The 22,420-nt window shown below is 67.5% G+C and carries 21 protein-coding genes; 13 read left to right on the top strand and 8 right to left on the bottom strand.

Features of this window, described 5'->3' with window-relative positions; all coding sequences use genetic code 11:
* Positions 1 to 3 precede the first annotated feature (3 nt).
* From N440_RS05675 to N440_RS05695, 5 genes are all read left to right on the top strand, one after another.
* Positions 4 to 501: a hypothetical protein gene (locus N440_RS05675; RefSeq protein ID WP_133934372.1), complete on the top strand. Its 498-nt coding sequence runs from the start codon at positions 4 to 6 to the stop codon at positions 499 to 501.
* Positions 502 to 588: 87 nt separating this feature from the next.
* The gene (gene panD, locus N440_RS05680; protein WP_008268179.1) at positions 589 to 969 is read left to right on the top strand and encodes an aspartate 1-decarboxylase; all 381 of its coding nucleotides are present in this window, start codon (positions 589 to 591) and stop codon (positions 967 to 969) included.
* The gene (gene pgi, locus N440_RS05685; protein WP_133934373.1) at positions 966 to 2,480 is read left to right on the top strand and encodes a glucose-6-phosphate isomerase; all 1,515 of its coding nucleotides are present in this window, start codon (positions 966 to 968) and stop codon (positions 2,478 to 2,480) included. The genes panD and pgi overlap by 4 nt, the downstream gene beginning before the upstream one ends.
* A gap of 281 nt (positions 2,481 to 2,761) precedes the next feature.
* Positions 2,762 to 2,968, top strand: coding sequence for a DUF6229 family protein (locus N440_RS05690; RefSeq protein WP_049423517.1), 207 nt, complete (start codon positions 2,762 to 2,764; stop codon positions 2,966 to 2,968).
* Positions 2,969 to 3,048: 80 nt separating this feature from the next.
* The gene (locus tag N440_RS05695) at positions 3,049 to 5,949 is read left to right on the top strand and encodes a type 2 lanthipeptide synthetase LanM family protein (RefSeq protein WP_133934374.1); all 2,901 of its coding nucleotides are present in this window, start codon (positions 3,049 to 3,051) and stop codon (positions 5,947 to 5,949) included.
* Positions 5,950 to 5,970: 21 nt separating this feature from the next.
* Here N440_RS05695 and N440_RS05700 read toward each other — a convergent pair whose 3' ends face one another.
* Together N440_RS05700 and N440_RS05705 are read right to left on the bottom strand one after the other, a co-directional pair.
* The gene (locus tag N440_RS05700; RefSeq protein ID WP_008265983.1) at positions 5,971 to 6,540 is read right to left on the bottom strand and encodes a response regulator transcription factor; all 570 of its coding nucleotides are present in this window, start codon (positions 6,538 to 6,540) and stop codon (positions 5,971 to 5,973) included.
* The gene (locus N440_RS05705) at positions 6,537 to 7,763 is read right to left on the bottom strand and encodes an ATP-binding protein (protein ID WP_053449382.1); all 1,227 of its coding nucleotides are present in this window, start codon (positions 7,761 to 7,763) and stop codon (positions 6,537 to 6,539) included. The genes N440_RS05700 and N440_RS05705 overlap by 4 nt, the downstream gene beginning before the upstream one ends.
* Positions 7,764 to 7,877: 114 nt before the next feature.
* Between N440_RS05705 and ispG the strand changes: the two genes are divergently transcribed.
* The 3 genes from ispG (at position 7,878) to N440_RS05720 (ending at position 10,721) form a co-directional block, all read left to right on the top strand.
* Positions 7,878 to 9,143 (top strand): flavodoxin-dependent (E)-4-hydroxy-3-methylbut-2-enyl-diphosphate synthase, encoded by a 1,266-nt coding sequence (gene ispG / locus N440_RS05710; protein ID WP_040008026.1) that lies wholly within the window; start codon positions 7,878 to 7,880, stop codon positions 9,141 to 9,143.
* Positions 9,124 to 9,873 (top strand): phosphatase PAP2 family protein, encoded by a 750-nt coding sequence (locus N440_RS05715; RefSeq protein WP_133934375.1) that lies wholly within the window; start codon positions 9,124 to 9,126, stop codon positions 9,871 to 9,873. Before ispG ends, N440_RS05715 begins: the two co-directional genes overlap by 20 nt.
* Before the next feature lie 200 nt (positions 9,874 to 10,073).
* Positions 10,074 to 10,721, top strand: coding sequence for a response regulator (locus N440_RS05720; RefSeq protein ID WP_006432784.1), 648 nt, complete (start codon positions 10,074 to 10,076; stop codon positions 10,719 to 10,721).
* 334 nt (positions 10,722 to 11,055) lie between these two features.
* On the opposite strand, the gene N440_RS05725 is transcribed toward N440_RS05720, so the two are convergent.
* The 5 genes from N440_RS05725 to zwf form a co-directional block, all read right to left on the bottom strand.
* On the bottom strand, positions 11,056 to 11,715 hold the full coding sequence (locus N440_RS05725; RefSeq protein ID WP_133934376.1) for a bifunctional 4-hydroxy-2-oxoglutarate aldolase/2-dehydro-3-deoxy-phosphogluconate aldolase: 660 nt from the start codon (positions 11,713 to 11,715) through the stop codon (positions 11,056 to 11,058).
* Positions 11,716 to 11,953: 238 nt separating this feature from the next.
* Complete coding sequence (gene edd / locus N440_RS05730) at positions 11,954 to 13,870, bottom strand: phosphogluconate dehydratase (RefSeq protein ID WP_049457514.1); 1,917 nt, start codon at positions 13,868 to 13,870, stop codon at positions 11,954 to 11,956.
* A 58-nt stretch (positions 13,871 to 13,928) separates the two neighbouring features.
* Positions 13,929 to 14,654 (bottom strand): 6-phosphogluconolactonase, encoded by a 726-nt coding sequence (gene pgl, locus N440_RS05735; protein ID WP_006432894.1) that lies wholly within the window; start codon positions 14,652 to 14,654, stop codon positions 13,929 to 13,931.
* The gene (gene glk / locus N440_RS05740) at positions 14,651 to 15,658 is read right to left on the bottom strand and encodes a glucokinase (RefSeq protein ID WP_006432897.1); all 1,008 of its coding nucleotides are present in this window, start codon (positions 15,656 to 15,658) and stop codon (positions 14,651 to 14,653) included. The genes pgl and glk overlap by 4 nt, the downstream gene beginning before the upstream one ends.
* Positions 15,655 to 17,091: a glucose-6-phosphate dehydrogenase gene (gene zwf, locus N440_RS05745; RefSeq protein WP_008264947.1), complete on the bottom strand. Its 1,437-nt coding sequence runs from the start codon at positions 17,089 to 17,091 to the stop codon at positions 15,655 to 15,657. Before zwf ends, glk begins: the two co-directional genes overlap by 4 nt.
* A gap of 353 nt (positions 17,092 to 17,444) precedes the next feature.
* On the opposite strand from zwf, the gene ugpC reads away from it, so the two are divergent.
* Positions 17,445 to 18,527 carry a sn-glycerol-3-phosphate ABC transporter ATP-binding protein UgpC gene (gene ugpC, locus N440_RS05750; RefSeq protein WP_133934377.1) on the top strand — a complete coding sequence of 361 codons (1,083 nt, stop codon included), beginning with the start codon at positions 17,445 to 17,447 and terminating at the stop codon, positions 18,525 to 18,527.
* 90 nt (positions 18,528 to 18,617) lie between these two features.
* On the opposite strand, the gene N440_RS05755 is transcribed toward ugpC, so the two are convergent.
* Positions 18,618 to 19,493: a folate-binding protein YgfZ gene (locus N440_RS05755; RefSeq protein WP_133934378.1), complete on the bottom strand. Its 876-nt coding sequence runs from the start codon at positions 19,491 to 19,493 to the stop codon at positions 18,618 to 18,620.
* A 39-nt stretch (positions 19,494 to 19,532) separates the two neighbouring features.
* Between N440_RS05755 and N440_RS05760 the strand changes: the two genes are divergently transcribed.
* Genes N440_RS05760 through sdhA form a run of 4 tightly spaced genes read left to right on the top strand, consistent with a single transcriptional unit; the run spans position 19,533 to position 22,357 of the window.
* Positions 19,533 to 19,703: a DUF1674 domain-containing protein gene (locus N440_RS05760; RefSeq protein ID WP_005409075.1), complete on the top strand. Its 171-nt coding sequence runs from the start codon at positions 19,533 to 19,535 to the stop codon at positions 19,701 to 19,703.
* Between the two features lie 56 nt (positions 19,704 to 19,759).
* A complete protein-coding gene (gene sdhC, locus N440_RS05765; RefSeq protein ID WP_005409076.1) occupies positions 19,760 to 20,152 on the top strand; it encodes a succinate dehydrogenase, cytochrome b556 subunit in 393 nt (130 codons plus the stop codon).
* Entirely contained in the window at positions 20,149 to 20,535 is a 387-nt protein-coding gene (gene sdhD, locus N440_RS05770; protein WP_006432981.1) for a succinate dehydrogenase, hydrophobic membrane anchor protein, read from the top strand. Before sdhC ends, sdhD begins: the two co-directional genes overlap by 4 nt.
* 31 nt (positions 20,536 to 20,566) lie before the next feature.
* A complete protein-coding gene (gene sdhA / locus N440_RS05775) occupies positions 20,567 to 22,357 on the top strand; it encodes a succinate dehydrogenase flavoprotein subunit (RefSeq protein WP_053449391.1) in 1,791 nt (596 codons plus the stop codon).
* Positions 22,358 to 22,420: the final 63 nt, after the last annotated feature.

Here is a 22,420-nt window from a genome sequence, read left to right on the forward strand (position 1 = left end):
CACATGAAGATCCCTGCCACTGATGCCGGCCGCCTCGCCCAGGCCTCGATCCTGGCGGTGCTGGCTGCCGGCATGCTGCCGGCCGAGCTGCTGGGCGGCCTGTTGTTTACACTCGAATTCAGGCGCACACCGCTACCGGCGCTCAACGGCGGCGGTCTGATGTTCGTGCTGGCCGCCTGCGGTGCCGTTGTGGTGCTGCTGCCGATGGCGCTGCTCCAGCAGTCTCAGCATCGCCTGCGCCGGGGCCGCTTCGTGTGGGTCGGCTTCGGGCTGGCGGCGCTGGCCATGGCCATCTGTACCTGGCCAGGTGAGGACAGCGGTCCGCTGCTGCAGCGCCTGCGTTACGTCGACACCTTCGATGTGGTTGGCTATGGCCTGCTGGTGCTGGCTGCAGGGGGCTTCGGCGGGGTCGCCGGGCTGGCCTTCCACAGCGTGTTCCGCCTGTCCATGGACGGCACCGCCAGTGCGATCCCGGCAGCCCCGCCGGGCGAGGACGCCTGAACGGCCTTCAGCGTCCTGCCGCAGGCCCCTGACGACGCCCAAGCGGGTGTTAGAATCCGCTCTTTCCTTTGCCGTTGCAGCGCCCCCATGCACCTGTCCCTGCTCAAGACCAAGATCCACCGCGCCACCGTCACCCATTCCGAGCTGAACTACGAAGGCTCGATCGCCATCGACGACAACCTGCTGGCTGCCACCGGCATCCGCGAGTTCGAGCAGGTGCACATCTGGGACGTGACCAACGGTGCGCGCTTCTCGACCTATGCCATCCGCGCCGAAGCCGGCAGCGGCGTTGTCTCGCTCAACGGTGGCGCCGCGCGCCACGTGCAGGTCGGTGACATCATCATCATCGCCGCGTTCGCCAGCATGACCGAGCAGGAAGCCGACAGCTTCAAGCCGAAGCTGGTGTACGTTGATGGCAGCAACCAGATCACCCACACCAACGACACGATCCCCACCCAGGCCGCATGACAACGAACAACGGATTCGACTCGCTGCATTCCCACGCCCAGCGCCTGAAGGGCGCAAGCATTCCCAGCCTGCTCGCTGCCGAACCCGGCCGCGTCCAGGACCTGGCGCTGCGGGTCGGTCCGTTGTATGTCAACTTCGCCCGGCAGAAATACGATGCCGCGGCGCTGCAGGCGTTGCTGGCACTGGCCGCCGACCGTGATGTCGGCGGTGCCATCAACCGCCTGTTCCGTGGCGAGCAGGTCAACCTGACCGAAGGCCGCGCTGCGCTGCATACCGCACTGCGTGGCGATGTGGTCGATGCGCCGGTGGCGGCCGAGGCCTATGCCACTGCGCGCGAAATCCGCCAGCGCATGGGCGTGCTGGTGCGCGCGCTGGAAGACAGCGGCGTGACCGACGTGGTCAGCGTCGGCATCGGCGGTTCCGATCTCGGCCCGCGCCTGGTGGCCGATGCGCTGCGCCCGGTCAGCGGCGCGCGCCTGCGCGTGCATTTCGTGTCGAACGTGGACGGCGCCGCCATGCAGCGCACGCTGGCCACGCTGGATCCGGCAAAGACCGCCGGCATCCTGATCTCCAAGACCTTCGGTACCCAGGAAACCCTGCTCAACGGCCAGATCCTGCACGACTGGCTCGGTGGCAGCGAGCGCCTGTATGCCGTCAGCGCCAATCCGGAACGTGCCGCCAAGGCGTTCGCGATCGCTGCCGATCGCGTGCTGCCGATGTGGGACTGGGTGGGGGGGCGTTATTCGCTGTGGTCGGCGGTCGGTTTCCCGATCGCGCTGGCGATCGGCTTCGAGCGTTTCGAGCAGCTGCTGGAAGGCGCGGCGCAGATGGATGCGCATGCGCTGGACGCGCCGCTGGAGCGCAACCTGCCGGTGCTGCACGGCCTGACCGACATCTGGAACCGCAACCTGCTGGGCTGTGCCACGCATGCGGTGATGACCTACGACCAGCGCCTGGCGCTGCTGCCGGCCTACCTGCAGCAGCTGGTGATGGAGAGCCTGGGCAAGCGCGTGCAGCGCGATGGACAGCCGGTCACCACCGACACCGTTCCGGTGTGGTGGGGCGGGGCGGGCACCGATGTGCAGCACAGCTTCTTCCAGGCGCTGCACCAGGGCACCAGCATCGTGCCGGCCGATTTCATCGGCTGCGTGCATAACGATGATCCCTACACGATCAATCATCAGGCCCTGCTGGCCAACCTGCTGGCGCAGACCGAGGCGCTGGCCAATGGCCAGGGCAGCGACGATCCGCACCGCGATTACCCGGGCGGCCGTCCGAGCACGCTGATCCTGCTTGATGCACTTACCCCGCAGGCATTGGGTGCGCTGATCTCGATGTACGAGCACGCCGTGTACGTGCAATCGGTGATCTGGAACATCAACGCCTTCGACCAGTTCGGTGTCGAGCTGGGCAAGCAGCTGGCCAGTGGCCTGCTGCCGGCGTTGCAGGGTGAGGACGTGGCGATCGCCGATCCGATGACCCGCGAGATTCTTGCGCAGCTGAAGCGCTGAGCCTGTCCCTGGAGGTGCCGGCCACCGGCCGGCCATCCCTGCATCTCACATCCCGGCCATGCACGCGTCCTTCCGTGTTGCGCGTGCCGTGCATCCGCGTGCCTGCCGCAGCGCAGCTTGACGCCGCATTGAATGCCGATGCAGTGTGCACGGGCGGCAGTACCTGTCATCCAGTATCGCTCGCAGCATGAAGTTGATGCCAGGGACTGGCCGTATCCGAAGGAACGTGGAATCGATCCACGTTCTCAACGCCTCATGTTGTGAATGACAGGAGATTGCGAATGGATCTGAATGACGATGTTGTGTCCGGCTGGCTCAACGGCTCGGACGATGTGGATGGGTGCGCCAACCCCGCCGGTTCGCTGTTCATCTATGGCGCTGCGGCCACCGAGTCCGCGCTCACGTCGGCCTCCGACACCCTGATCACCGGTGGTGGTACCGAGTGCACCACCACGATGTCGGTGGTCAATCACTGCCTGTGCTGTTGATGTAGCCCGAGCCGGCACGTAGCGGCTTGCGCTGCGTGCCGGCCACTGGAACAGACTCTGGACACTTTGCAGGGGGCGTAATGACCGCTTCTCCGGCTGCGGCCGCGTTTGCGCGCATCACCGAACATTTCCTTGCCGATGCGCGCGCCGCGTTGGCGGCTGGCCTGCATGACCCCGTTCTCGACCTGCGGCCGGACGAACGCGCGCTGCTGCACGAGCAAGGCGATGCGGCGCTTCGTGAGCATGCCCAGCTCAAGCTCAATCGCGTGCTGCTGCTGGAACTGCATGCCGCCGCACGTGGCGGTGACATCGGCCCGCTTGACAGCGCCGGGGCGCTGGATGAATTCATGGCGCTCGCCACCAGCGAGGGCTTCCAGGAGCATCTGCAGCGACGCTACCCGGTGCTGTTGCCGCGGCTGTCGCGCATGCTCGAAGGGCAATGTGCGGCCGTGGTTGAGCTGGCCGCGCGCATCGGCAGTGATCGCGCGCTGCTGACGGAGCTGCTCGACCGGCCGGCAGGCGCGTTGCGTGCCGTCTCGCTGGGGCGGGGTGACCTGCATGGCGGCGGCCGCACCGTGGCGCGGCTGCAGTTCGACGGCGGCACGCTGATGTACAAGCCGCGCTCGCTGCGCATCGATGCCACGCTCGATGGCCTGCTTGCCGCAGTCTTCGGCGAAGGCGCGGACCGGGTACGCGTGCCCCGCGTGGTTGATCGTGGCAGCCACGGCTGGGCCGCATTCGCCGCGCACCGCTATTGTTCCGGTGATGAAGAGCTGCGAGCCTATTACCGCGGCCTCGGTCACTGGCTGGCCATCCTGCGACTGGTCGGTGGTACCGACATCCATCTTGAGAACCTGATTGCAGTCGGGCCGGTGCCGGTGGTGGTCGACGCCGAAAGTGTGTTTTCGCGCGTCATCGACGTCGAACCCTCAGGCTTGGGCGATGCCTACGACACGGCCGTCAAACTGATGCGCAATTCCGTGCTGCGCACCGGTATCGTGCCGTTCCGCACCACCGGCCTCGGCATGGAAGGCGTGGACCTGTCCGCCGCCGGCGCGCTGCCGGGCGAGCAGCCACGGGTGCAGGTGCCGGTGATCATCGAAGACGGGACCGCGCCGGCGCGGCTGGGCCTGGTTGAAGCAGAGGTCGCCATCGCACAGAACCATCCGAGCCCGCAGCCGGATGTCTCGCTGTACTGGGACCACATCAGCGAAGGCTTCGTCGACGCCAGTGGGCGCCTGCGCGCGCTGGATGCGAAGGGCGAGCTGATGCCGTTGCTGGCGGGGTTCGAAGGGTGCCAGGTGCGGGATGTGCGGCGGCCGACCATGGCCTATGCCGAGCTCGGGCGGATGCTCTGGCATCCGGCGTCCCTGCACAATGAAGCCCAGGCAGTCGAACGTGCCGTCGACCTGCTGGTAAGGAACGCGGCGGTATCACCGGCTGCACCTTCGGACCTGGATACCGTGCGCGGCGAGGTGGATGACCTGCGCTACGGAGACATTCCGATCTTCGCATCGCTGCTGGATGCGCCACGCATCCATTCGATCGTTGCCAACTGGCGCGCGATGCGCATCGATCTGGAAGACGTGACCATCCGCAGCACGCTGGTGGCCACCGACCTGAACCAGCATGCGCTGGCACGTGCAGAGGCCCGCTCCGGCTACAGCTACGCGGCACGGCAGCCGCATGCCGACGCGCTGGAGGCGCGTCGGCGCGCACTCGCCGCGCGGGCGGTGGAGAACCTGCTGCGGCTGGCCGTGCACGGTGAAGACGGTTCGATGACCTGGATCACGCCCGAGGTGACCCGTAGCGGCTGGACGGTTCAACCGGTGCAGCCCGACCTGTACTTCGGCCTGGGGGGCATTGCCTTCGCGCTGGCGGCTTACCGCCGTGAAGCAGAGCAGGGGCGTGCAGATCCGGTGGCCGGCCTGGAGCCAGCCATCGAGGGCGCCATCGCAGTGTTCCAGACCATGTGCGAGCGCCATCCCGCCGAGATCGATGGTGGATTCGTCGGCACCGGCTCGCAGATCTGGACACTGCTGGCGTTGCACGATCTGTTGCAGCGGCCAGCACTGCTGGCGCTGGCAGAACACTGCGCGGAAGCTGCGGAACGCCGTGGTTTCCAGGGGCCGGTGAAGTTCGAACTGATTGATGGCGTGTCCGGCATGATCCTGCCGCTGCTGGCGTTGGCTGAGGCCACCGGCAGCGCGCGCTGGCTGGATCTGGCGGCCGCAGCGGGACGCCGGATGCAGGACGCGGCGATCGTCGATGCCGATGGCGCGCGCTGGCCGACGCCGCAGTTCCGGGAGCCAATCGGTGGCTTTGGCCATGGTGCGATGGGCATGGGGTGGGCGCTGGCACGGCTGGCACGTTCGCAGGCGGGCAGTGCGACAGAGCGCACTGCCTGGCGGCAACTGGCAGAAGAGGCCTTCGCGTTCCAGGCGGCATTGTTCGAGCCGCACACCGGCCACTGGCGTGACATCCATCTGCAGGACGGGCAGAAGAATTTCCCGACCTGGTGCCATGGCAGCGTCGGCATCGGACTGGCGGCCGCCGACCTCTATGCGCGTACGGGTGATCCGGCACAGCTGCGCGACATGCGCCGGGCGGTGGCCGATGCACGCGGCAAATGGGGTTTCAGCCATACCCTGTGCCACGGCGACGTGTCGACCCGGGAGCTGCTGGTGCTGGCCGCCGCGCTGGACCCGGAGGGCTGCCCCTATGCGCGGGATGATGCAGCCATCGAGATCGTGTCTTCGATCGAGGAGCACCAGGGCATGGTCGGCGGGCTGACCCGTGCGGCCTTCACCCCGGGCCTGATGATCGGGCTGGCCGGCGCGATCTATGGATTCCTGCGCATGCATCCGGCCTGCGTGCTGCCGTCGCCGCTGCTGCAGGAGACGGCGGCCGCGAGGGCGGGCGCAATGGAGCCACGTTTCAGCAGCGGGCAGGCCGCACCGGCAGCGCTGGCGGAGGCCTGAGCCGGGAACGTCCCGCAGCGGTCAACGGGTCGGGTCGCGTTCCGGGCTCGGCCGCTTGGCCAGCTTGCGCTGCAGCGAGCGTCGGTGCATGCCGAGCAGGCGTGCGGCTGCCGAGACATTGCCACCGGTCTCGTGCATCGCCTGCTGGATGTGTTCCCACTGCAGGCGGCTGATCGGCGTCATCGCGTCGGGCACTTCCATTTCGCCATCGTCAGCCGGGCCGTCGTCTTCCTCGCCCAATGCGCGCAGGATCATCGGTACGGTCGCCGGCTTGGGCAGGTAGTCGTCGGCACCGAGCTTGATGGCTTCCACCGCGGTGGCGATGCTGGCGTAGCCGGTCACCAGCAGGATCCGCATGTCGGCACGCAGGGCGCGCAGCGGCTGGATCAGGGCCAGGCCCGAATCGCTGCCCAGCTTCAGGTCGATCAGCGCGAACGCTGGCGGATGCTGGCGGGCCAGTGCCAGCGCACTGGCGGCATCCTGTGCGGTCTGCGTTTCAAGCCCCTTGCGGGCCAGGCTGCGCTGCAGGGTGCGCAGGTACAGCTCGTCGTCGTCGACCAGCAGGCCCAGGGTGGAGTGGTGAAGGCTCATGGGGTGTCCTCGCGTGGGGCCAGCGGCAGGCGGAAGCCGACGCGGCTGCCGGCCCCCTGGGCCGGGCGCATCCACATCTCGCCGTCGAGGCGTTCGATGGTGGCATGGGACAGGGCCAGGCCGACGCCCATGCCCTCGCTCTTGCTGCTGCCGAACAGCTTGCCCGGCAGCACGGCGGCGCGGGCATCGAAGCCGTGGCCGTAGTCGCGGACTTCGCCGATCAGGTCGTCGCCTTCGATGCGCAGGTCCAGGTCCACGCGCGGCCGGCCGGCCTTCTCGCCGGCATCGGCGGCGTTGTTGAGCAGGACCATCAGCAGATGGCCCACGCCCGGGTCGAGCGGCAGCCGCAGCGGCGCATCGTCGTTGCGGTGCAGGTCGATGGTCGGCCGCACCAGTCGCCATTGCTCCAGCACCTGCTGGGCGCTGGAGTGGCTGCGGCCCGGCGCATCGGCCGACGCGGGTGCGGCCAGTGCCAGTACCCGTTCGCGGCACTGCACCAGCAGTTCGCGCAGGGTTTCCATGTCCTCGCGTACTTCCGGCTCTTCGCTGCGCTCGGCGACGTCGTCGGCGAGCAGGGTCATCGTCGCCAGCGGGGTGTTCAGTTCATGCGCCACCGAGGCGGCATGGGTGGCGAGCGCGACGATGCCTTCGTTGCGTGCGAAGCGCTCGCGCAGCGCCGACAGCTCCAGCTCGCGCTGGCGCAGTGCCAATGCCAGCCGGGTCGAGAACGCCAGCACCACTGCGGCGGAGATCAGGAAGTTGGCCACCACGCCCCAGCGGTTGAGGTCCTGTGCGCGGAAGTAGCCGTCCGGCAGGGGTTGCCCGAAGATGCCGCTGCTGGCGTAGCCAAGCAGGCAGGCCAGCGCGACCGCCAGCGCCCAGCGCAGGGGCAGGGCGAATGCGGCCAGTGCGATCAGGATCAGGAACAGCGAGCTGAACGGGTTGGCCATGCCGCCGCTCCAGCCCACCATCCAGGTCAGGATGATCACGTCCACGAGGATGTGGCCGAAAGCGGTGAGGGGCGCGGTATCGGCCGCTTCCGGGCGCAGCTGGGTGTAGACGTTGAACAGGGCCAGCACCGCCACGCCGGCCCACAACGGCAGCTGCGGCAAGGGCAGGCCCAGCACCCAGGTGGCCACCAGGATGGTCGCGGCCTGGCCGCCCACGGCAAGCCAGCGCAGGCTGCACAGGGTACGGAGAAACGGAGCGTCGGGACCGGTCATTCATGCCCATCGTATGCGTTCGCGGGCGCCGGTGCCTGCGACAATAGGCCGCAGCCGTGCCGCCGGCTGAATGCGAGTCACCCGGAATGCGGGGGCGGGCGGTAGAATGCGCCCATGCACGACGCCGTCACCCGCCCGACTCCTCCCTCCGATGCCACCTCCTGGCCGCGCCGCCAGACCCATGCCGTGCAGATCGGCGGGGTCACCGTAGGCGGAGGCAAGCCAGTGGTGGTGCAGTCGATGACCAACACCGACACTGCCGACGTGGCCTCCAGCGTGAAGCAGGTGGCCGAGTTGTGGCGTGCCGGTTCGGAAATGGTGCGATTGACCGTCAACACCGTTGAAGCCGCTGCCGCGATTCCGCGCATCGTCGACAAGCTGGCGATGATGGGCATCGATGTGCCGCTGATCGGTGACTTCCATTACAACGGCCACCAGCTGCTGACCGCCGAGCCCGCCTGTGCCGAAGCACTGGCCAAGTACCGTATCAACCCGGGCAACGTCGGCTTCGGCAAGAAGAAGGATCTGCAGTTCGCCCAGCTGATCGAGTTTGCGATCCGTTACAACAAGCCGGTGCGCATCGGCGCCAACTGGGGCTCGCTGGACCAGGCCCTGGCGGCGAAGCTGATGGACGAGAACAACCTGCGCGAACAGCCCTGGGATGCCGGCCGCGTGCTGCGCGAGGCGCTGATCCGTTCGGCGCTGGATTCGGCCGAGCAGGCGGTGGAGCTCGGCCTGCCGCGCGATCGCATCGTGTTGTCGGCCAAGGTCAGTGGCGTGCAGGAGTTGATCGCGGTGTACCGCGACCTGGCCCAGCGTTCCGACTTCGCCCTGCACCTGGGCCTGACCGAGGCAGGGATCGGCAGCAAGGGCATCGTCGCGTCGTCGGCGGCGCTGAGCGTGCTGCTGCAGGAAGGTATCGGCGACACCATCCGCATTTCGCTGACCCCGGAACCGGGCCAGTCGCGTACGCAGGAAGTGATCGTCGCCCAGGAGCTGCTGCAGACCACCGGCCAGCGCGCCTTCACGCCGCTGGTCACGGCCTGCCCGGGCTGCGGCCGCACCACGTCCGAATTCTTCCAGGAACTGGCCAAGGTGGTGCAGAACCACGTGCGCGAGAAGATGCCGCTCTGGAAGATCCACCATCCGGGGGCGGAAAACATGACGCTGGCGGTGATGGGCTGCATCGTCAACGGGCCCGGTGAGTCGCGCCACGCCAACATCGGCATCTCCCTGCCGGGTACCGGTGAGACGCCGGCGGCGCCGGTCTTCGTCGATGGCGAGAAGAAGGTGACCCTGCGTGGCGACAACATCGCCCAGGAGTTCGTCGCCCTGATCGACGATTACGTCGAACACAACTATGTCCGAAGCGCCGGATAAGCCTGCGATCCTCGCTGCACCGGAGTCGGCCTCCGGTTTCCGCCACTGGATGGCGCGCAACGCCTGGCGCCTGCTGCTGCTGTTCGGTGGCGTGCTGTTGCCATTGGCCGGCTTCGTCGCCCTGGCCGATGAAGTGCACGAGTTTGAATCGTTCCATTTCGACGCACCCCTGCTGTGGCAGATGCATGGCCTGCATTCGCCGCTGCTGGACCGCTTCTTCGTGCTCATTTCCAGGCTGGGCTACGAATGGTTCCTGATTCCGGCCGATGTGTTGATCATCGGCGTGCTGCTGGGCTACCGGCGCTGGCGCGAGGCCACCTTCGTCGCCGTAAGCTTCGTCGGCTCGGCGCTGCTGAACATGGGCAGCAAGCATTTCTTCCAGCGCCAGCGCCCCAGCCTGTGGGAATCGATCGCGCCGGAATCGACGTTCAGTTTCCCCAGTGGTCACGCGATGGGGTCGATGACCCTGGCGGTGACCCTGGTACTGCTGGCCTGGAACACCCGCTGGCGCTGGCCGGTGCTGGTGCTGGCCCCGGCGTTCAGCCTGCTGGTCAGCGTATCCCGGGTCTATCTGGGGGTGCATTACCCCTCCGATATCCTGGCCGGATGGTGTGCCGCGCTGGTTTGGGTGGTAGGGTGCTATCTGGTCATGTTCAGTTGCCGGCACCCATGGCGACGTCACGGCTCGCCGCCAGCGAAGGCCAGCGAAGCATCATCACAGGGGGCTTGACGTGGATGACCCTTCGGGGACGTCTACGTGATAGATCAGTTGTTTCGTTGCAGCAGGTTCTGCAAGACAGGGGGCAAGCACCAGGCGCGGTACTGTGATGCGCAAGGCAGATTGCCATTGCCGCATTACGAACGCGCTTGCAGGGTTACGGCACCCTGCCTAGCTTGACCTGCAATGGCCGCATTCGAAGAGGTACGTGAATGACGATTCGAGTCTACCTGGTGGATGACCACGCACTGGTCCGCACCGGGATGAAGATGATTCTGTCGGGGGAAACCGACATCGAGGTGGTGGGCGAAGCCGAGACCGGCGAAGACGCGCTGCGTGAAGTGCGCCAGTTGCTGCCGGACGTGGTGCTGTGCGATCTGCACCTGCCGGGTGTCAGTGGCATGGAAGTGACCGAGCGCATCGTCCGCAGCCACCGCAATACCCGCGTGGTGATCGTGTCGGTGCTGGAGGATGGCCCGCTGCCGAAGCGCCTGCTTGAAGCGGGGGCTGCCGGCTACATCGGCAAGGGCTGCGACGCGCAGGAACTGTTGCGTGCGGTGCGCGACGTGGCGGCCGGTCGTCGCTACCTGGGCACCAGCATCGCGCAGAACCTGGCGCTGTCGACGGTGGAGGGCAACGGTTCGCCGTTCGACAGCCTGTCGCCGCGTGAACTGGAAGTGGCGCTGCTGCTGACCCAGGGCCTGCGCCAGGAAGACATTGCGCGGCGCCTGAGCCTGAGCGCGAAGACGGTGAACACGCACAAGGCGCGGTTGTTCGAGAAGATGGGGATCCACGACAACATCGCGCTGGCGCGCATGGCCAGCCAGTACGGGCTGGTGGATCCGGCACGGCCGTTGTGAGGGTTTCGGCCAACGGCTGAGCCCCTCGCGGTGGTAGTGCGGTTGGACTGTGGTGGTTGGCCGGGCGGATGGGCTGTGCAGGGGACGCTGCAAGTACGTCCATGTAAGCTCGGTCGCCGCATCCATGCGGCTCACGCCCCTGCACAACCCATCCGCCCGGCCACGAACAGGTTCCGTGCGCGTCCACCGCGGAATGAAGAAGGAAGAGCAGGAGCGGGTCGCGCGCTTTGCGCGCTCGTCGCCCGGGGTCGGATCCCTTTCCCGGTGGGAAAGGGCTCTGACCCCTGATGATGCCGGAGCCGAGCGTGGGCTCGGCTCTACGCCTTTGTCGGGCTCAGTGGCCGCGCACGCGCTTGATGATCTTCGCCGCGTCGGCGGCGCTGGCGCGCACCTTGTCCCACTCGCCGTCGGCGATCCAGTTGCCCGGTACCATCCACGAACCACCGATGCAGACCACGTTCTTCTGCTCGAGGTATTCGGCGGCGGTGTTTTCGGTGATGCCACCGGTCGGGCACAGCTTGAGATCGGCGACCGGGCCGGCCAGGCCCTTGATCATCGCCAGCCCGCCAACGGCGGTGGCCGGGAACAGCTTGCACACGCGGAAGCCGCGCGCATACAGCGACAGCAGCTCGGTCGGCGTCGCCGCACCTGGCACCACCGGCAGCGGGGCGGCGGCCAGGGAATCGGCCAGTGCCGGCGGCGTACCCGGGGTCACCAGGAAATCCGTACCCGCATCGATGGACTGCTGCATCTGCTGCACGGTCAGCACTGTACCCGCGCCCACCACCACATCGGGCAGCTCCCGCTTGAGCATCGCCAGCGCTTCCATCGCCACCGGCGTACGCAGGGTCAGCTCGATCGCCGGCAAGCCCCCTTCCAGCAGCGCCGCACTGACCGCACGCGCCTGGTCCAGCGTATGAATCGTCACCACCGGCAGGATGCCCGCCGCATGCAACAGCTCCGCCGCCTTCACCTGATGTTGTTCGATACCCATAGCTCTGCTTCTGCCTTTGCTTCTGCGTTTGAATTTGATTTTCAGTGACCACTTCGCGGCGTATCGGCGCCGGAAACTGTGATGCGGTGGAGCGCAGGCCGTCGCCAGGACCGTTCGCGCCATGGATGGCGCGACCGAGCCCCCATGGATGGGTTCACGGCGTGTCCTGGCGACGGCTTGCGCTCCACCGCCCCCAGGAACCTCACCGCCGGCGCATACCCGCAACGCCTTCAAACCCTCAGGCGTCCTTCGCCTCATGCGGCGCCGCCGCAGCCGCCGCATCGTGCCCCAGCTCATATTCCGCGTCGTAATCCCACGGCCCACCATCAGCCGCTGCCGGCCCGCACGAAATCGAAATCGCGCCCTGGTCGGCCGGGCCCACCACGCGACGGTTGATCGCGAACAGATTGCGGCCCAGGTCATGCGCCGCCGGAGCCGTGTTCGGCGCCAACGACCGCGCCGCCCATTCGGCGGCGTCCACCAGCACTTCCAGCGTGCCGGCTTCACCATCCAGGCGGATCATGTCGCCTTCGCGGACCTTCGCCAGCGGGCCACCGCGCGCCGCTTCCGGCGTTACGTGGATGGCCGCCGGAATCTTGCCGGAGGCACCGGACAGGCGGCCGTCGGTGACCAGCGCCACGCGCCGCCCCTGGTTCTGCAGCAGGCCCAGCAGCGGCGCCAGCGAATGCAGTTCCGGCATGCCGTTCGCGCGCGGGCCCTGGTAACGCACCACCGCCACGAAATGCTCGGGCAGCAGGCCGCCGGCGTGCAGCTTGTTCAGCACCTGCGGCGCATCGACCACCACCGCAGGTGCCTCGATGCTGCGGTACTGCGCCTTCACCGCCGACAGCTTGATCAGTGACTTGCCCAGGTTGCCGCGCAGCAGGCGCAGGCCACCCTGGCGTTCGAACGGGTTGTCGACGCCGCGCACCACTTCTTCATCGGCGCTGCGTTCCAGGCCCGGCAGGTAGACCAGCTTGCCTTCGCGCAGCTGCGGCTCGCGGGCGTAGTCGGCCATGCCGCCGCGCGCCACGCTGACCAGATCGCCGTGCATCAGGCCGGCCTTGATCAGTTCGCCGAACACGAATGCCGGGCCACCGGCGGCAGCGAAGCGGTTCACGTCGGCTTCGCCGTTCGGGTACACGCGGGCCAGCAGCGGAATCAGCTGCGAGAGCTCGTCGAAATCGTCCCAGGTCAGCACGATACCAGCGGCCCGCGCCACTGCGATCCAGTGGATGGTGTGGTTGGTCGAGCCGCCGGTGGCCATCAGCGCGATGACCGCGTTGATGATCGCGCGCTCGTCGATGATCCGGCCGAGCGGACGGAAATCGTCGCCCAGCGCGGTGATGTCCAGTGCGCGCTCGGTGGCTTCGCGGGTCAGTGCATCGCGCAGGGCGGTGTCCGGGTTGACGAACGACGCACCCGGCAGCTGTACGCCCATTGCTTCCAGCAATACCTGGTTGGAATTGGCGGTGCCATAGAAGGTGCAGGTGCCGGCGCCATGGTACGAGGCGGACTCGGCCTCCAGCAGCTCTTCGCGGGTGGCTTCACCGGCGGCGTAGCGCTCGCGCACTTCGGCCTTCTGCTTGTTCGGAATGCCCGGGGTCATCGGGCCTGCCGGCACGAACACGGCCGGCAGGTGACCGAAGGCCAGCGCACCGATCAGCAGGCCCGGCACGATCTTGTCGCACACGCCGAGGTGGATCGTGGTGTCGAACATGTCATGGCTGAGGCCGATGGCCGTCGCCTGGGCGATCACATCGCGCGAGAACAGCGACAGTTCCATGCCGCCACGGCCCTGGGTCACGCCGTCACACATCGCCGGCACCGCGCCGGCCACCTGTGCGGTGGCGCCCAGCTCGCGGGCGATCTGCCGGATCTGCTCCGGATAGGTCTCGAACGGCTGGTGCGCCGACAGCATGTCGTTGTAGGCGGTGATGATGCCGAGGTTCGGCGTCACGCCGCCGCGCAGTCGGCTCTTGTCGGTCCCGCCGCAGGCGGCGAAGCCATGGGCGAGGTTGCCGCAGCTCAGGCGGCTGCGGAACGGGCCATCGCGCAGGGCGGCGTCGATCGCGGCCAGGTAGGCGGCGCGCGAGGCGGCGCTGCGGCGGATGACGCGCTCAGTGATGGCGTGCAGTTGCGGATGGAGGCTCATTGGCTACCGGCGTTCGTGGTGGCGAGAGGCAAGCGGCGGCAGTGCGCCGCCGCCGACTTCAATCAGCCCAGTGGACGCGCAGGCGCGCGCCGTCCAGGTTGATCGCGTTGAGGATCGGATACTGCTGGGCGTTGTTGCTGTCCAGCGCCTGGCGCAGCACCTGCAGTTTCTGCTTGCCACGCAGCAGCAGCAGGCGCTGGCGGCACTGGCGCAGGCCATGCGGGGTGAGCGTGATGCGCAGCGGCCACTGGTTCGCACCGGGGCAGCCGGTGGCATCGAGCGCGGCGTAGGGCAGGGTACTTTCCAGCGCGCGGGCCAGGTCCTTCGAGCCGGGGAACAGCGAGGCGGTGTGGCCGTCATTGCCCATGCCCAGCGCCACCAGGCTCGGCGGCTGGCTGTGCTGGGCCTGCAGGTTGGCGGTGTAGACGCATTCCGGCAGCGGCTTGCCCACGCGCACCAGCGGGTCGAAATGCGCACCTTCGGCACGCTTGAGCAGGTGTTCGCGCACCAGCCAGGCGTTGCTGTCGCGATCCTGCGGCGACAGCCAGCGTTCGTCGGCCAGGCTGACTTCAACCCGGTCCCAGTGCACGTCAAGCTCGGCCAGTGCCTGGTAGACCGGCGCCGGCGTGGTGCCGCCAGACAGCAGGATGCGGGCACGGCCCACTTCGTTGATGTCGTGGTTGAGGGTCTGTGCCATCTCGGCAGCGACCGCCTCGATCCAGCCATCGGCGTCGCCGTGCTGGATGAACTCGATGCGGTCGTCGTGGAAGGTGGTGGGACTCATGCGGCAACTCCAGGTGCGTCACGTTCGGCGTCGGCGGCATAGGCGGCGGCGCCCAGCAGCCCGGCGTGGGGATGCATCACCGCCAGCGACGGCACCCGCGCCATGATCGAAGAGAAGCGGCCCTTGTGCTCGAAGCGCTGGCGGAACCCGGAGTGCTGCAGCGAATCGAGCATCTTCGGGGTCAGGCCGCCGGTCAGGAACACGCCATCCCAGGCGCCCTGGGTCAGCACCAGGTCACCGGCGATGGCGCCGAACACGGCGCAGAACACGTCCACGGTGCGCATCGCCTGCGGGTCGCCATGCAGCGCACGGGCAGTCACGTCCACCGGCTGCAGCTGTCCCGGATCGATGCCGGCCATCTCGCACACGGCGCGATGGATGTTGACCAGGCCGGGGCCGCAGATCAGCCGTTCGTTGGAGACGCGCCCGAACTGCTCGGACAGGATCTCCAGGATGCGGATCTCCTCCGGCGTTCCCGGCGGGAAACTGACATGGCCGCCTTCGGTTTCCAGCGGATAGCAGCGGCCGTGACGCAGGATCAGGCCGCCGACGCCGAGTCCGGTGCCGGGTCCGATCACCGCGTAGTTGCGCGGCTGTCCGGGCTTGCCCGGTACCCATGCCGCGCCACCGACCTGGATCACGTCTTCCGGCTGCAGCAGCGAGATCGCCATCGCCTGTGCGGCAAAGTCGTTGATCAGGTGCAGTTCGTCGAAGCCGAGCATCGCCGCGGTGCGGCTGCGCGAGATCACCCATGGGTGGTTGGTGATGCGCGCCTCGTCACCGTCGACGCGGCCCGCCACCGCGAACACGCCACGGCCCGCGCTGGCACCGATCTGTTCGAGGTGATGACGTGCGGCGTCGCCCAGCGACGGGAACTCCGCCACCGCGTATTCGCGGATGCTGTCCTTCAGCAGCGGCGCGTCCAGCGAGGTATCGGCCAGTGCGAAACGGGCGTTGGTGCCCCCGATGTCGGCGACCAGCACCGGCTGCGAGCCGACACTCATGCCGAGGCTCCACTGTCCGGCGCATCCACGCCCTGCGGCAGGAACTCCGTTGCGTTGCCCGGGCCCCACTGGCCGGCGGGGTAGGGTTCCAGCGGCAGCCTGGCTTCCTTCCAGGCATCGGCGACGCTGTCGATCCAGGCCCAGGCCGCGCGGACTTCGTCGTCGCGCACGAACAGCGTGTGGTTGCCGTTGAAGGCATCCAGGAACAGGCGTTCGTAGGCGATACGGCGGTGCAGGCCGGTCGGCACCGACAGTTCCAGTTCCAGCGGGTGCAGTTCCAGCGCGCCCCATTCCGGGCCGGCCAGGCTGCTCATCAGGCCCAGTTCGATGTTCTCCTGCGGCTGCAGCTGGAACACCAGGCGGTTCGGCGCGGCCTGCGCACGCTGCGGGCGCTCGAACAGCCAATGAGTGACCGGCTTGAGGGTGACCACCACGCGGGTGGTGCGTTCGGGCAGACGCTTGCCGGTGACCAGGTGGAACGGCACGCCGCTCCAGCGCCAGTTGTCGATATGCGCGGTGACGCCGGCGAAGGTTTCCACGTCGCTGCCTTCCGGCGGCTGGTAGGCCTGGGCCGGCTGGCCGTTGATGGTGCCGGCGGTGTAGCGGCCGCGGATGCTGTCACGTGCGGCGTGCTTGGCATCGAGCGGGCGCAGTGCGCGCAGCACCTTGACCTTCTCGTCGCGGATGCGGTCGGCTTCCAGCGACGCCGGCGGTTCCATCGCCACCATGCACAGCAGCTGCAGGATATGGCTCTGGACCATGTCACGCAGCGCACCGGAACGGGCGTAGTAGGCGTCGCGGCCATCCACGCCTTCGCTTTCGGCGACCAGGATGTGCACCGATTCGATGTAGTTGCGGTTCCACACCGCTTCCAGCAGCGTGTTGCCGAAGCGCAGTGCGATCAGGTTCTGCACCGCGGCCTTGCCCAGGTAGTGGTCGAGGCGGAACACGCGGTCCTCGTCGATCCACTGGCCGATGGTGGAGATGATCTCTTCAGCGCTTTCGCTGTCGCTGCCGATCGGCTTCTCCAGCATCAGCCGTGCCGGCGCGGCGAGGGCGCCGCCCTTGGCCAGGCCTTCGCAGGTGGAGATGTACAGGCCCGGCGGGATGGCCAGGTAGCTGACGCACTTGCGGTGCACCAGGTCGGCGACCGCGGCGGCCACCGAGTCGACGTCGCGCAGGTCCACCGAGCGGTAGTCGATGCGGCGCAGTAGCCCGGCGATGTCGTCCTGTGTGGCCATCGGCATGGCCTGCTGCAGGCGCGGCCGCAGGATGTCATGGAAGGCTTCGGTGTCATGCCCGGACAGCGCCAGTGCGCGGATGCGGAAGTCCTCCGGCAGCAGGCCGTCGCCAAGCAGGCGAAGCAGCGAAGGGAACAGGTAGCGCTGGGCCAGATCACCTGTGGCACCGAACAGGAAGAGGGTGTCGTGCATCGCTCGAGTTTCAGATCCGGGTGACATCGTTGTCAATCGCTTCATGGCTGGGTTCGGGGGACATCCGCGCAACTGCCTGTCCGAGGTTCGTCGGGCGGGTTTCCCGGGGCTCCGGAAGACCGTTCCAATCGAAACCACTACCTCGGCGGAACCTTCGTTCAATCGCCGACGCAGATCGGTGCGCACCGATCATCGGATAGTGCCACGTGAAAACGTTTACATGGCAGAATGGGCAACTGTATTCGATTGCAGTGCTCGCCGCCATGCGGTGGGCGCGCAATCATCACTGCCATCGGGAGGGCCGAGGCAGTCCCAAAAGACAGCCCGGCTTCGGGCGGACCGGATTAGGTGATATGGCAAAAGTGCAGTTGCAGGGTGTGCGCAAGGTCTATGACAACGGCCAGGTCGCGGTGAAGGACGCCAGCTTCGAGGTTGCCGATGGCGAGCTGATGGTGCTGGTCGGCCCGTCGGGCTGTGGCAAGTCGACCCTGCTGCGGATGGTGGCTGGGCTGGAAGAGATCAGCGGCGGCACCCTGACCATCGGCGATCGCGTGGTCAACGACGTGGCGCCGAAGGATCGCGACATCGCGATGGTGTTCCAGAGCTACGCGCTGTACCCGCACATGACCGTGGCCGAGAACCTGGCCTTCGGCCTGAAGCTGCGCGGCCACGACAAGGCCACCATCGACAGGCGCATCGCCGAGGCGGCGCAGACGCTGGGCCTGACCGAGATGATGGACAAGCTGCCCAAGGCGATGTCCGGTGGCCAGCGCCAGCGCGTTGCGCTGGGTCGCGCGCTGGTGCGCGAGCCGGCGGTGTTCCTGCTGGACGAGCCGCTGTCCAACCTCGATGCCAAGCTGCGCCACAGCGTGCGCACCGAAATCGCGCAGCTGCACCGCAAGCTGGGCACCACCATGATCTACGTGACGCACGACCAGGTCGAAGCGATGACCCTGGGCCAGCGCATCGTGGTGCTGAAGGACGGCGTCATCCAGCAGATCGACACGCCGATGGCGCTGTACGACCGCCCGGCCAATCTGTTCGTGGCCGGCTTCCTCGGCAGCCCGGCGATGAACGTGCTGCGTGGCACGCTGCAGGGTGATGCCGGTGGCGTGACCGTGGTTGATGGCGACTGGCGCGCGCCGCTGGGCCAGGCCACGATCGATCCGGCGTGGCTGCAGAAGCCGATCGCGGTGGGCGTGCGCCCGGAGCACCTGCAGCCGGCGACCGCCGATGATGCACATGCGTTCAACGCGCGCATCGAAGGCATCGAACCGGTCGGCAACGAGATCTTCGTCAACCTGAGCAGTGGCCAGCATGCGCTGACCATGCGCGTGGCGCCGCAGGCGCTGCCGGCGGTGGGTGAGCAGATCCGCGTGGCGATCCACCCGCAGGGGCTGCATTTCTTCAACCCGGAAACCGGCGAGCGCCTGTAACCGGGAGTGCCGGCCAGCGGCCGGCACTACCATTCATTCGCTGAAGGCGTGCGGCCCAATGGTCCGCACCCACCGAAGCGGCGGGTGGATTCAGCGCGCCAATCCGTCCAGCAATGGCATGCGCTGCGCGATGGCGTCGCCGACCTGCAGATCGGCGTCACTGGCCTCCAACGGCAACACCGCCAGCGCCAGGTCACCGGCCACGCTGGCGATCGTGCCCAGCGCCGCGCCGTCCTGCTGCACGCCATCACCGGCCCGCGCCGGCGCCGCGGTATGCAGCAGCTGCACCGCGCGCTTGGCCTTGCCGAGGAAGTGGGTACGGGCGACGATCTCCTGGCCCGGGTAGCAGCCCTTCTTCACGCTGTAGCCGTTCAGGCGATCCAGCCCCAGTTGCTGAGGAGTCCATACCTCGCGCTGGCTTTCCTCAAGCCGGGGCAGGCCGTAGCGCAGGTCGGCCTGGCGCCAGGCCAGGGCGAAGGCCGCCTCATCGGCCTCGCTGCCGGCGGCGAAGGCGTCGGCAGCGCCGATGCGCAGGGTGCGCGGCAGGGCATCGCTGCCCAGGTCCAGTTCCCAGCCGTCACCTGCGGCGTGCGCAATGGCCGCGCCACTGGCGGCCTCGGGCGCAGTGAAGGCGCCGGCCACCGCCAGGTCGCTGCGCACCAGCACCTTCACCTTGCGGCGGAACACGAAGCGCTGCAGTTGCGACGCAATCGCATCGGCATCGCCGTCGGCCAGCACCAGCATCACATGGTCTTCGGCCAGCCGAAGCAGCTGGAACACCGCCAGGGTGCGGCCCTTGGCACTCAGCCAGGCACTCCACTGCCAGTGCAGCAGGGGCAGGGCAGTGACATCGCTGCTGAACTGGGCGTGGGCGAAAACGGCCGCATCGACACCCTGCAGGCTCAGCAGCTGGTGGCCGGGAAGGCGCGGATATCCGACGAAAGCAGGGGGCAGGTTGTCAGGCACGTGAACGAGGTCTAAAATTTGTGCGTTGCGAGACCGAACATGATAGGCCAAACAACCCCCACTCCCGACGACGAATCTGAAGCCCCGCTGGTCCCCGCGGCACCCGTGCCCGTGGAACAGGAAAAAGCAGAAGAATTCGGCGGCCGCGGCGGACTTGATCCGGTGCGGTACGGCGATTGGGAGAAAAACGGACGCTGCATCGATTTCTGATCAGCATTGAGCCAACGCGGCCGTGTGCCGCCCAGCCGAGACAACGAGCCCAGCGAATGGCGACCAGACAACGCCCACTTTCCCCGCACCTTCAGGTGTATCGCTGGCAGATTCAGATGGCCACCTCGATCCTGCATCGAGCCACTGGCGTCTTTCTGTCTGTTGGTGCCCTCATCATCGCCGCGGGCCTGCTGGCCCTGATGATGGGGCCCGAGTCCTGGAACTGCTTCACCGGCCATGCCGGGGCCTGGTATGGCCGCGTGTTCCTGTTCGCGTGGACATGGTCGTTCGCCTATCACCTGTGCAATGGCATCCGCCATGTGGTGCAGGACTTCGCCATCGGCTTCAGCATTCCCGCCTTCATCCGCAGCAGCTGGCTGTCGGTCACCGGCAGCCTGGTGATCACCCTGCTGGTGTGGGCCTATGTGATGTTCGGAGGTGCCGCGTGAGCAGGTTCCGTACCCCGTTGAAGAGCGTGCGCGGCCTTGGTTCGGCCAAGACCGGCACCGAACACTTCGTGCACCAGCGCCTGACTGCCGCCGCCCTGGTGGTGCTCGGCATCTGGTTCCTGGTCTTCGTGCTGAGCCTGCTGGGTTCGGACTACGCGACCGCCGCCGCCGCCGTGGCCAAGCCGTGGAATGCCGTGCCGCTGATCGGCCTGCTGATCGCCATGTTCTGGCACGCGCAGCTCGGCATGCAGGTCGTGCTGGAAGATTACATCCACGAATCGCTGCTGGCCCTGGTGCTGCAGACCGCGGTGAAGTTCGTCGCCGTGCTCGGCATGATCGTCAGTGTGTTTGCGGTGGGCCGCATCGCCCTCGGCGTTGCCTGAGCCCAGGCACCAACACAGGAATCCAGATTAGATGTCCGCTTACAAGATCACCGAACACAAGTACGACATGGTCGTGGTCGGCGCCGGCGGCGCCGGCCTGCGCGCCACGTTCGGCCTGGCCGCCAAGGGCCTGCAGACCGTGTGCCTGACCAAGGTCTTCCCGACCCGTTCGCACACCGTTGCCGCCCAGGGCGGTATCTCGGCCGCACTCGCCAACATGGGCGAGGACGACTGGCGCTACCACTTCTTCGACACCATCAAGGGTTCGGACTGGCTGGGCGACCAGGACGCCATCGAATACATGTGCCGTGAGGCCATCCCGGCCATCATCGAGCTCGAACACTACGGTGTGCCGTTCTCGCGCACCGCCGAAGGCAAGATCTACCAGCGTCCGTTCGGTGGCATGACCACCAAGTACGGCGAAGGCCCGGCGGCGCAGCGTACCTGCGCGGCGGCCGACCGTACCGGCCACGCGATGCTGCACACCCTGTACCAGCAGTCGCTGAAGCACGACGCGCGCTTCATGATCGAGTACTTCGCGCTCGACCTGATCTTCGATGAAGAGGGCGCCTGCCGCGGTGTGCTGGCCCTGGACATGTCCGATGGCACCCTGCACCTGTTCCGCGCCCAGGGCGTGGTGCTGGCCACCGGCGGTTACGGCCGTGCCTACTTCAGCGCCACCTCGGCGCACACCTGCACCGGCGACGGTGGCGGCCTGGCCATGCGTGCCGGCATCGCCATGCAGGACATGGAGTTCGTGCAGTTCCACCCGACCGGCATCTACGGCGCCGGCTGCCTGATCACCGAGGGTGTCCGCGGTGAAGGCGGCATCCTGCGCAACAGCAGCGGCGAGCGCTTCATGGAGCGCTATGCACCGCACTACAAGGACCTGGCCTCGCGCGACGTGGTCAGCCGTTCGATGACCATCGAGATCCGCGAAGGCCGCGGCGTCGGCGAGCACAAGGACCACATCCTGCTCGACCTGACCCACCTCGGCCCGGGCGTGATCGACGAGAAGCTGCCGGGCATCGCCGAGAGCGCCCGCATCTTCGCCGGCGTCGACGTGCACAAGCAGCCGATCCCGGTCATCCCGACCGTGCACTACAACATGGGCGGCATCCCGACCAACTACCACGGCGAAGTCGTGCGCAAGGTCGGCGACAACCCCGATGCGGTGGTGCCGGGCCTGTACGCCATCGGCGAAGCGGCCTGCGTGTCCGTGCACGGCGCCAACCGCCTGGGTTCGAACTCGCTGCTGGACCTGGTGGTGTTCGGTCGTGCGGTGGCCAACCGCTGCGCCGAGACCATCAAGCCGGGCGCATCGCACAAGCCGCTGCCGGCCGATGCCTGCGACAAGGCGCTGGGCCTGCTGGACAAGCTGCGCCACGCCAACGGCGATACCCCGACCTCGGTCATCCGCGATCGCATGCAGCGCACCATGCAGGCCGACGCGGCGGTCTTCCGCACCAGCCAGACGCTGAAGGAAGGCTGCGAGAAGATGGACAAGATCTTCGACTCGTTCCAGGACGTGAAGGTCTCCGACCGTTCGCTGGTGTGGAACTCGGACCTGATCGAGACCTACGAGCTGAACAACCTGCTGCTCAACGCGGTGGCGACGATCAACTCGGCCGAACAGCGCAAGGAAAGCCGCGGCGCGCATGCGCACGAGGACTTCCCGGACCGCGACGACGTCAACTGGCAGAAGCACACCCTGGTCAGCGTCGACGAGAAGGGCAAGTGCAGCTTCGACTACCGTCCGGTGCACATGTACACGTTGACCGACGACGTGTCCGTAGTGCCGCCGAAGCCGCGCGTGTACTGATCCGACCCCGCCTACCATGCAATCCGCGCCCACGGGCGCGGGCCGCCTGAGCCAACGAGAGCA

Origin of the sequence: Stenotrophomonas sp. CC22-02, from assembly GCF_004365115.1 — a bacterium.
Taxonomy (GTDB): Bacteria; Pseudomonadota; Gammaproteobacteria; order Xanthomonadales; family Xanthomonadaceae; genus Stenotrophomonas; species Stenotrophomonas forensis.

Coding starts and splice junctions, on each gene's coding strand:
- N440_RS05690 (WP_049423517.1), top strand. CDS start 2,762: ATGGATCTGAATGACGATGTTGTGTCCGGCTGGCTCAACGGCTCGGAC.
- sdhA (WP_053449391.1), top strand. CDS start 20,567: ATGTCCGCTTACAAGATCACCGAACACAAGTACGACATGGTCGTGGTC.
- glk (WP_006432897.1), bottom strand. CDS start 15,658: ATGAGTGTCGGCTCGCAGCCGGTGCTGGTCGCCGACATCGGGGGCACC.
- panD (WP_008268179.1), top strand. CDS start 589: ATGCACCTGTCCCTGCTCAAGACCAAGATCCACCGCGCCACCGTCACC.
- ugpC (WP_133934377.1), top strand. CDS start 17,445: ATGGCAAAAGTGCAGTTGCAGGGTGTGCGCAAGGTCTATGACAACGGC.
- N440_RS05705 (WP_053449382.1), bottom strand. CDS start 7,763: ATGACCGGTCCCGACGCTCCGTTTCTCCGTACCCTGTGCAGCCTGCGC.
- N440_RS05720 (WP_006432784.1), top strand. CDS start 10,074: ATGACGATTCGAGTCTACCTGGTGGATGACCACGCACTGGTCCGCACC.
- N440_RS05760 (WP_005409075.1), top strand. CDS start 19,533: ATGATAGGCCAAACAACCCCCACTCCCGACGACGAATCTGAAGCCCCG.
- zwf (WP_008264947.1), bottom strand. CDS start 17,091: ATGCACGACACCCTCTTCCTGTTCGGTGCCACAGGTGATCTGGCCCAG.
- pgl (WP_006432894.1), bottom strand. CDS start 14,654: ATGAGTCCCACCACCTTCCACGACGACCGCATCGAGTTCATCCAGCAC.
- ispG (WP_040008026.1), top strand. CDS start 7,878: ATGCACGACGCCGTCACCCGCCCGACTCCTCCCTCCGATGCCACCTCC.
- N440_RS05725 (WP_133934376.1), bottom strand. CDS start 11,715: ATGGGTATCGAACAACATCAGGTGAAGGCGGCGGAGCTGTTGCATGCG.
- N440_RS05695 (WP_133934374.1), top strand. CDS start 3,049: ATGACCGCTTCTCCGGCTGCGGCCGCGTTTGCGCGCATCACCGAACAT.
- edd (WP_049457514.1), bottom strand. CDS start 13,870: ATGAGCCTCCATCCGCAACTGCACGCCATCACTGAGCGCGTCATCCGC.
- pgi (WP_133934373.1), top strand. CDS start 966: ATGACAACGAACAACGGATTCGACTCGCTGCATTCCCACGCCCAGCGC.
- N440_RS05675 (WP_133934372.1), top strand. CDS start 4: ATGAAGATCCCTGCCACTGATGCCGGCCGCCTCGCCCAGGCCTCGATC.
- N440_RS05700 (WP_008265983.1), bottom strand. CDS start 6,540: ATGAGCCTTCACCACTCCACCCTGGGCCTGCTGGTCGACGACGACGAG.
- N440_RS05715 (WP_133934375.1), top strand. CDS start 9,124: ATGTCCGAAGCGCCGGATAAGCCTGCGATCCTCGCTGCACCGGAGTCG.
- sdhC (WP_005409076.1), top strand. CDS start 19,760: ATGGCGACCAGACAACGCCCACTTTCCCCGCACCTTCAGGTGTATCGC.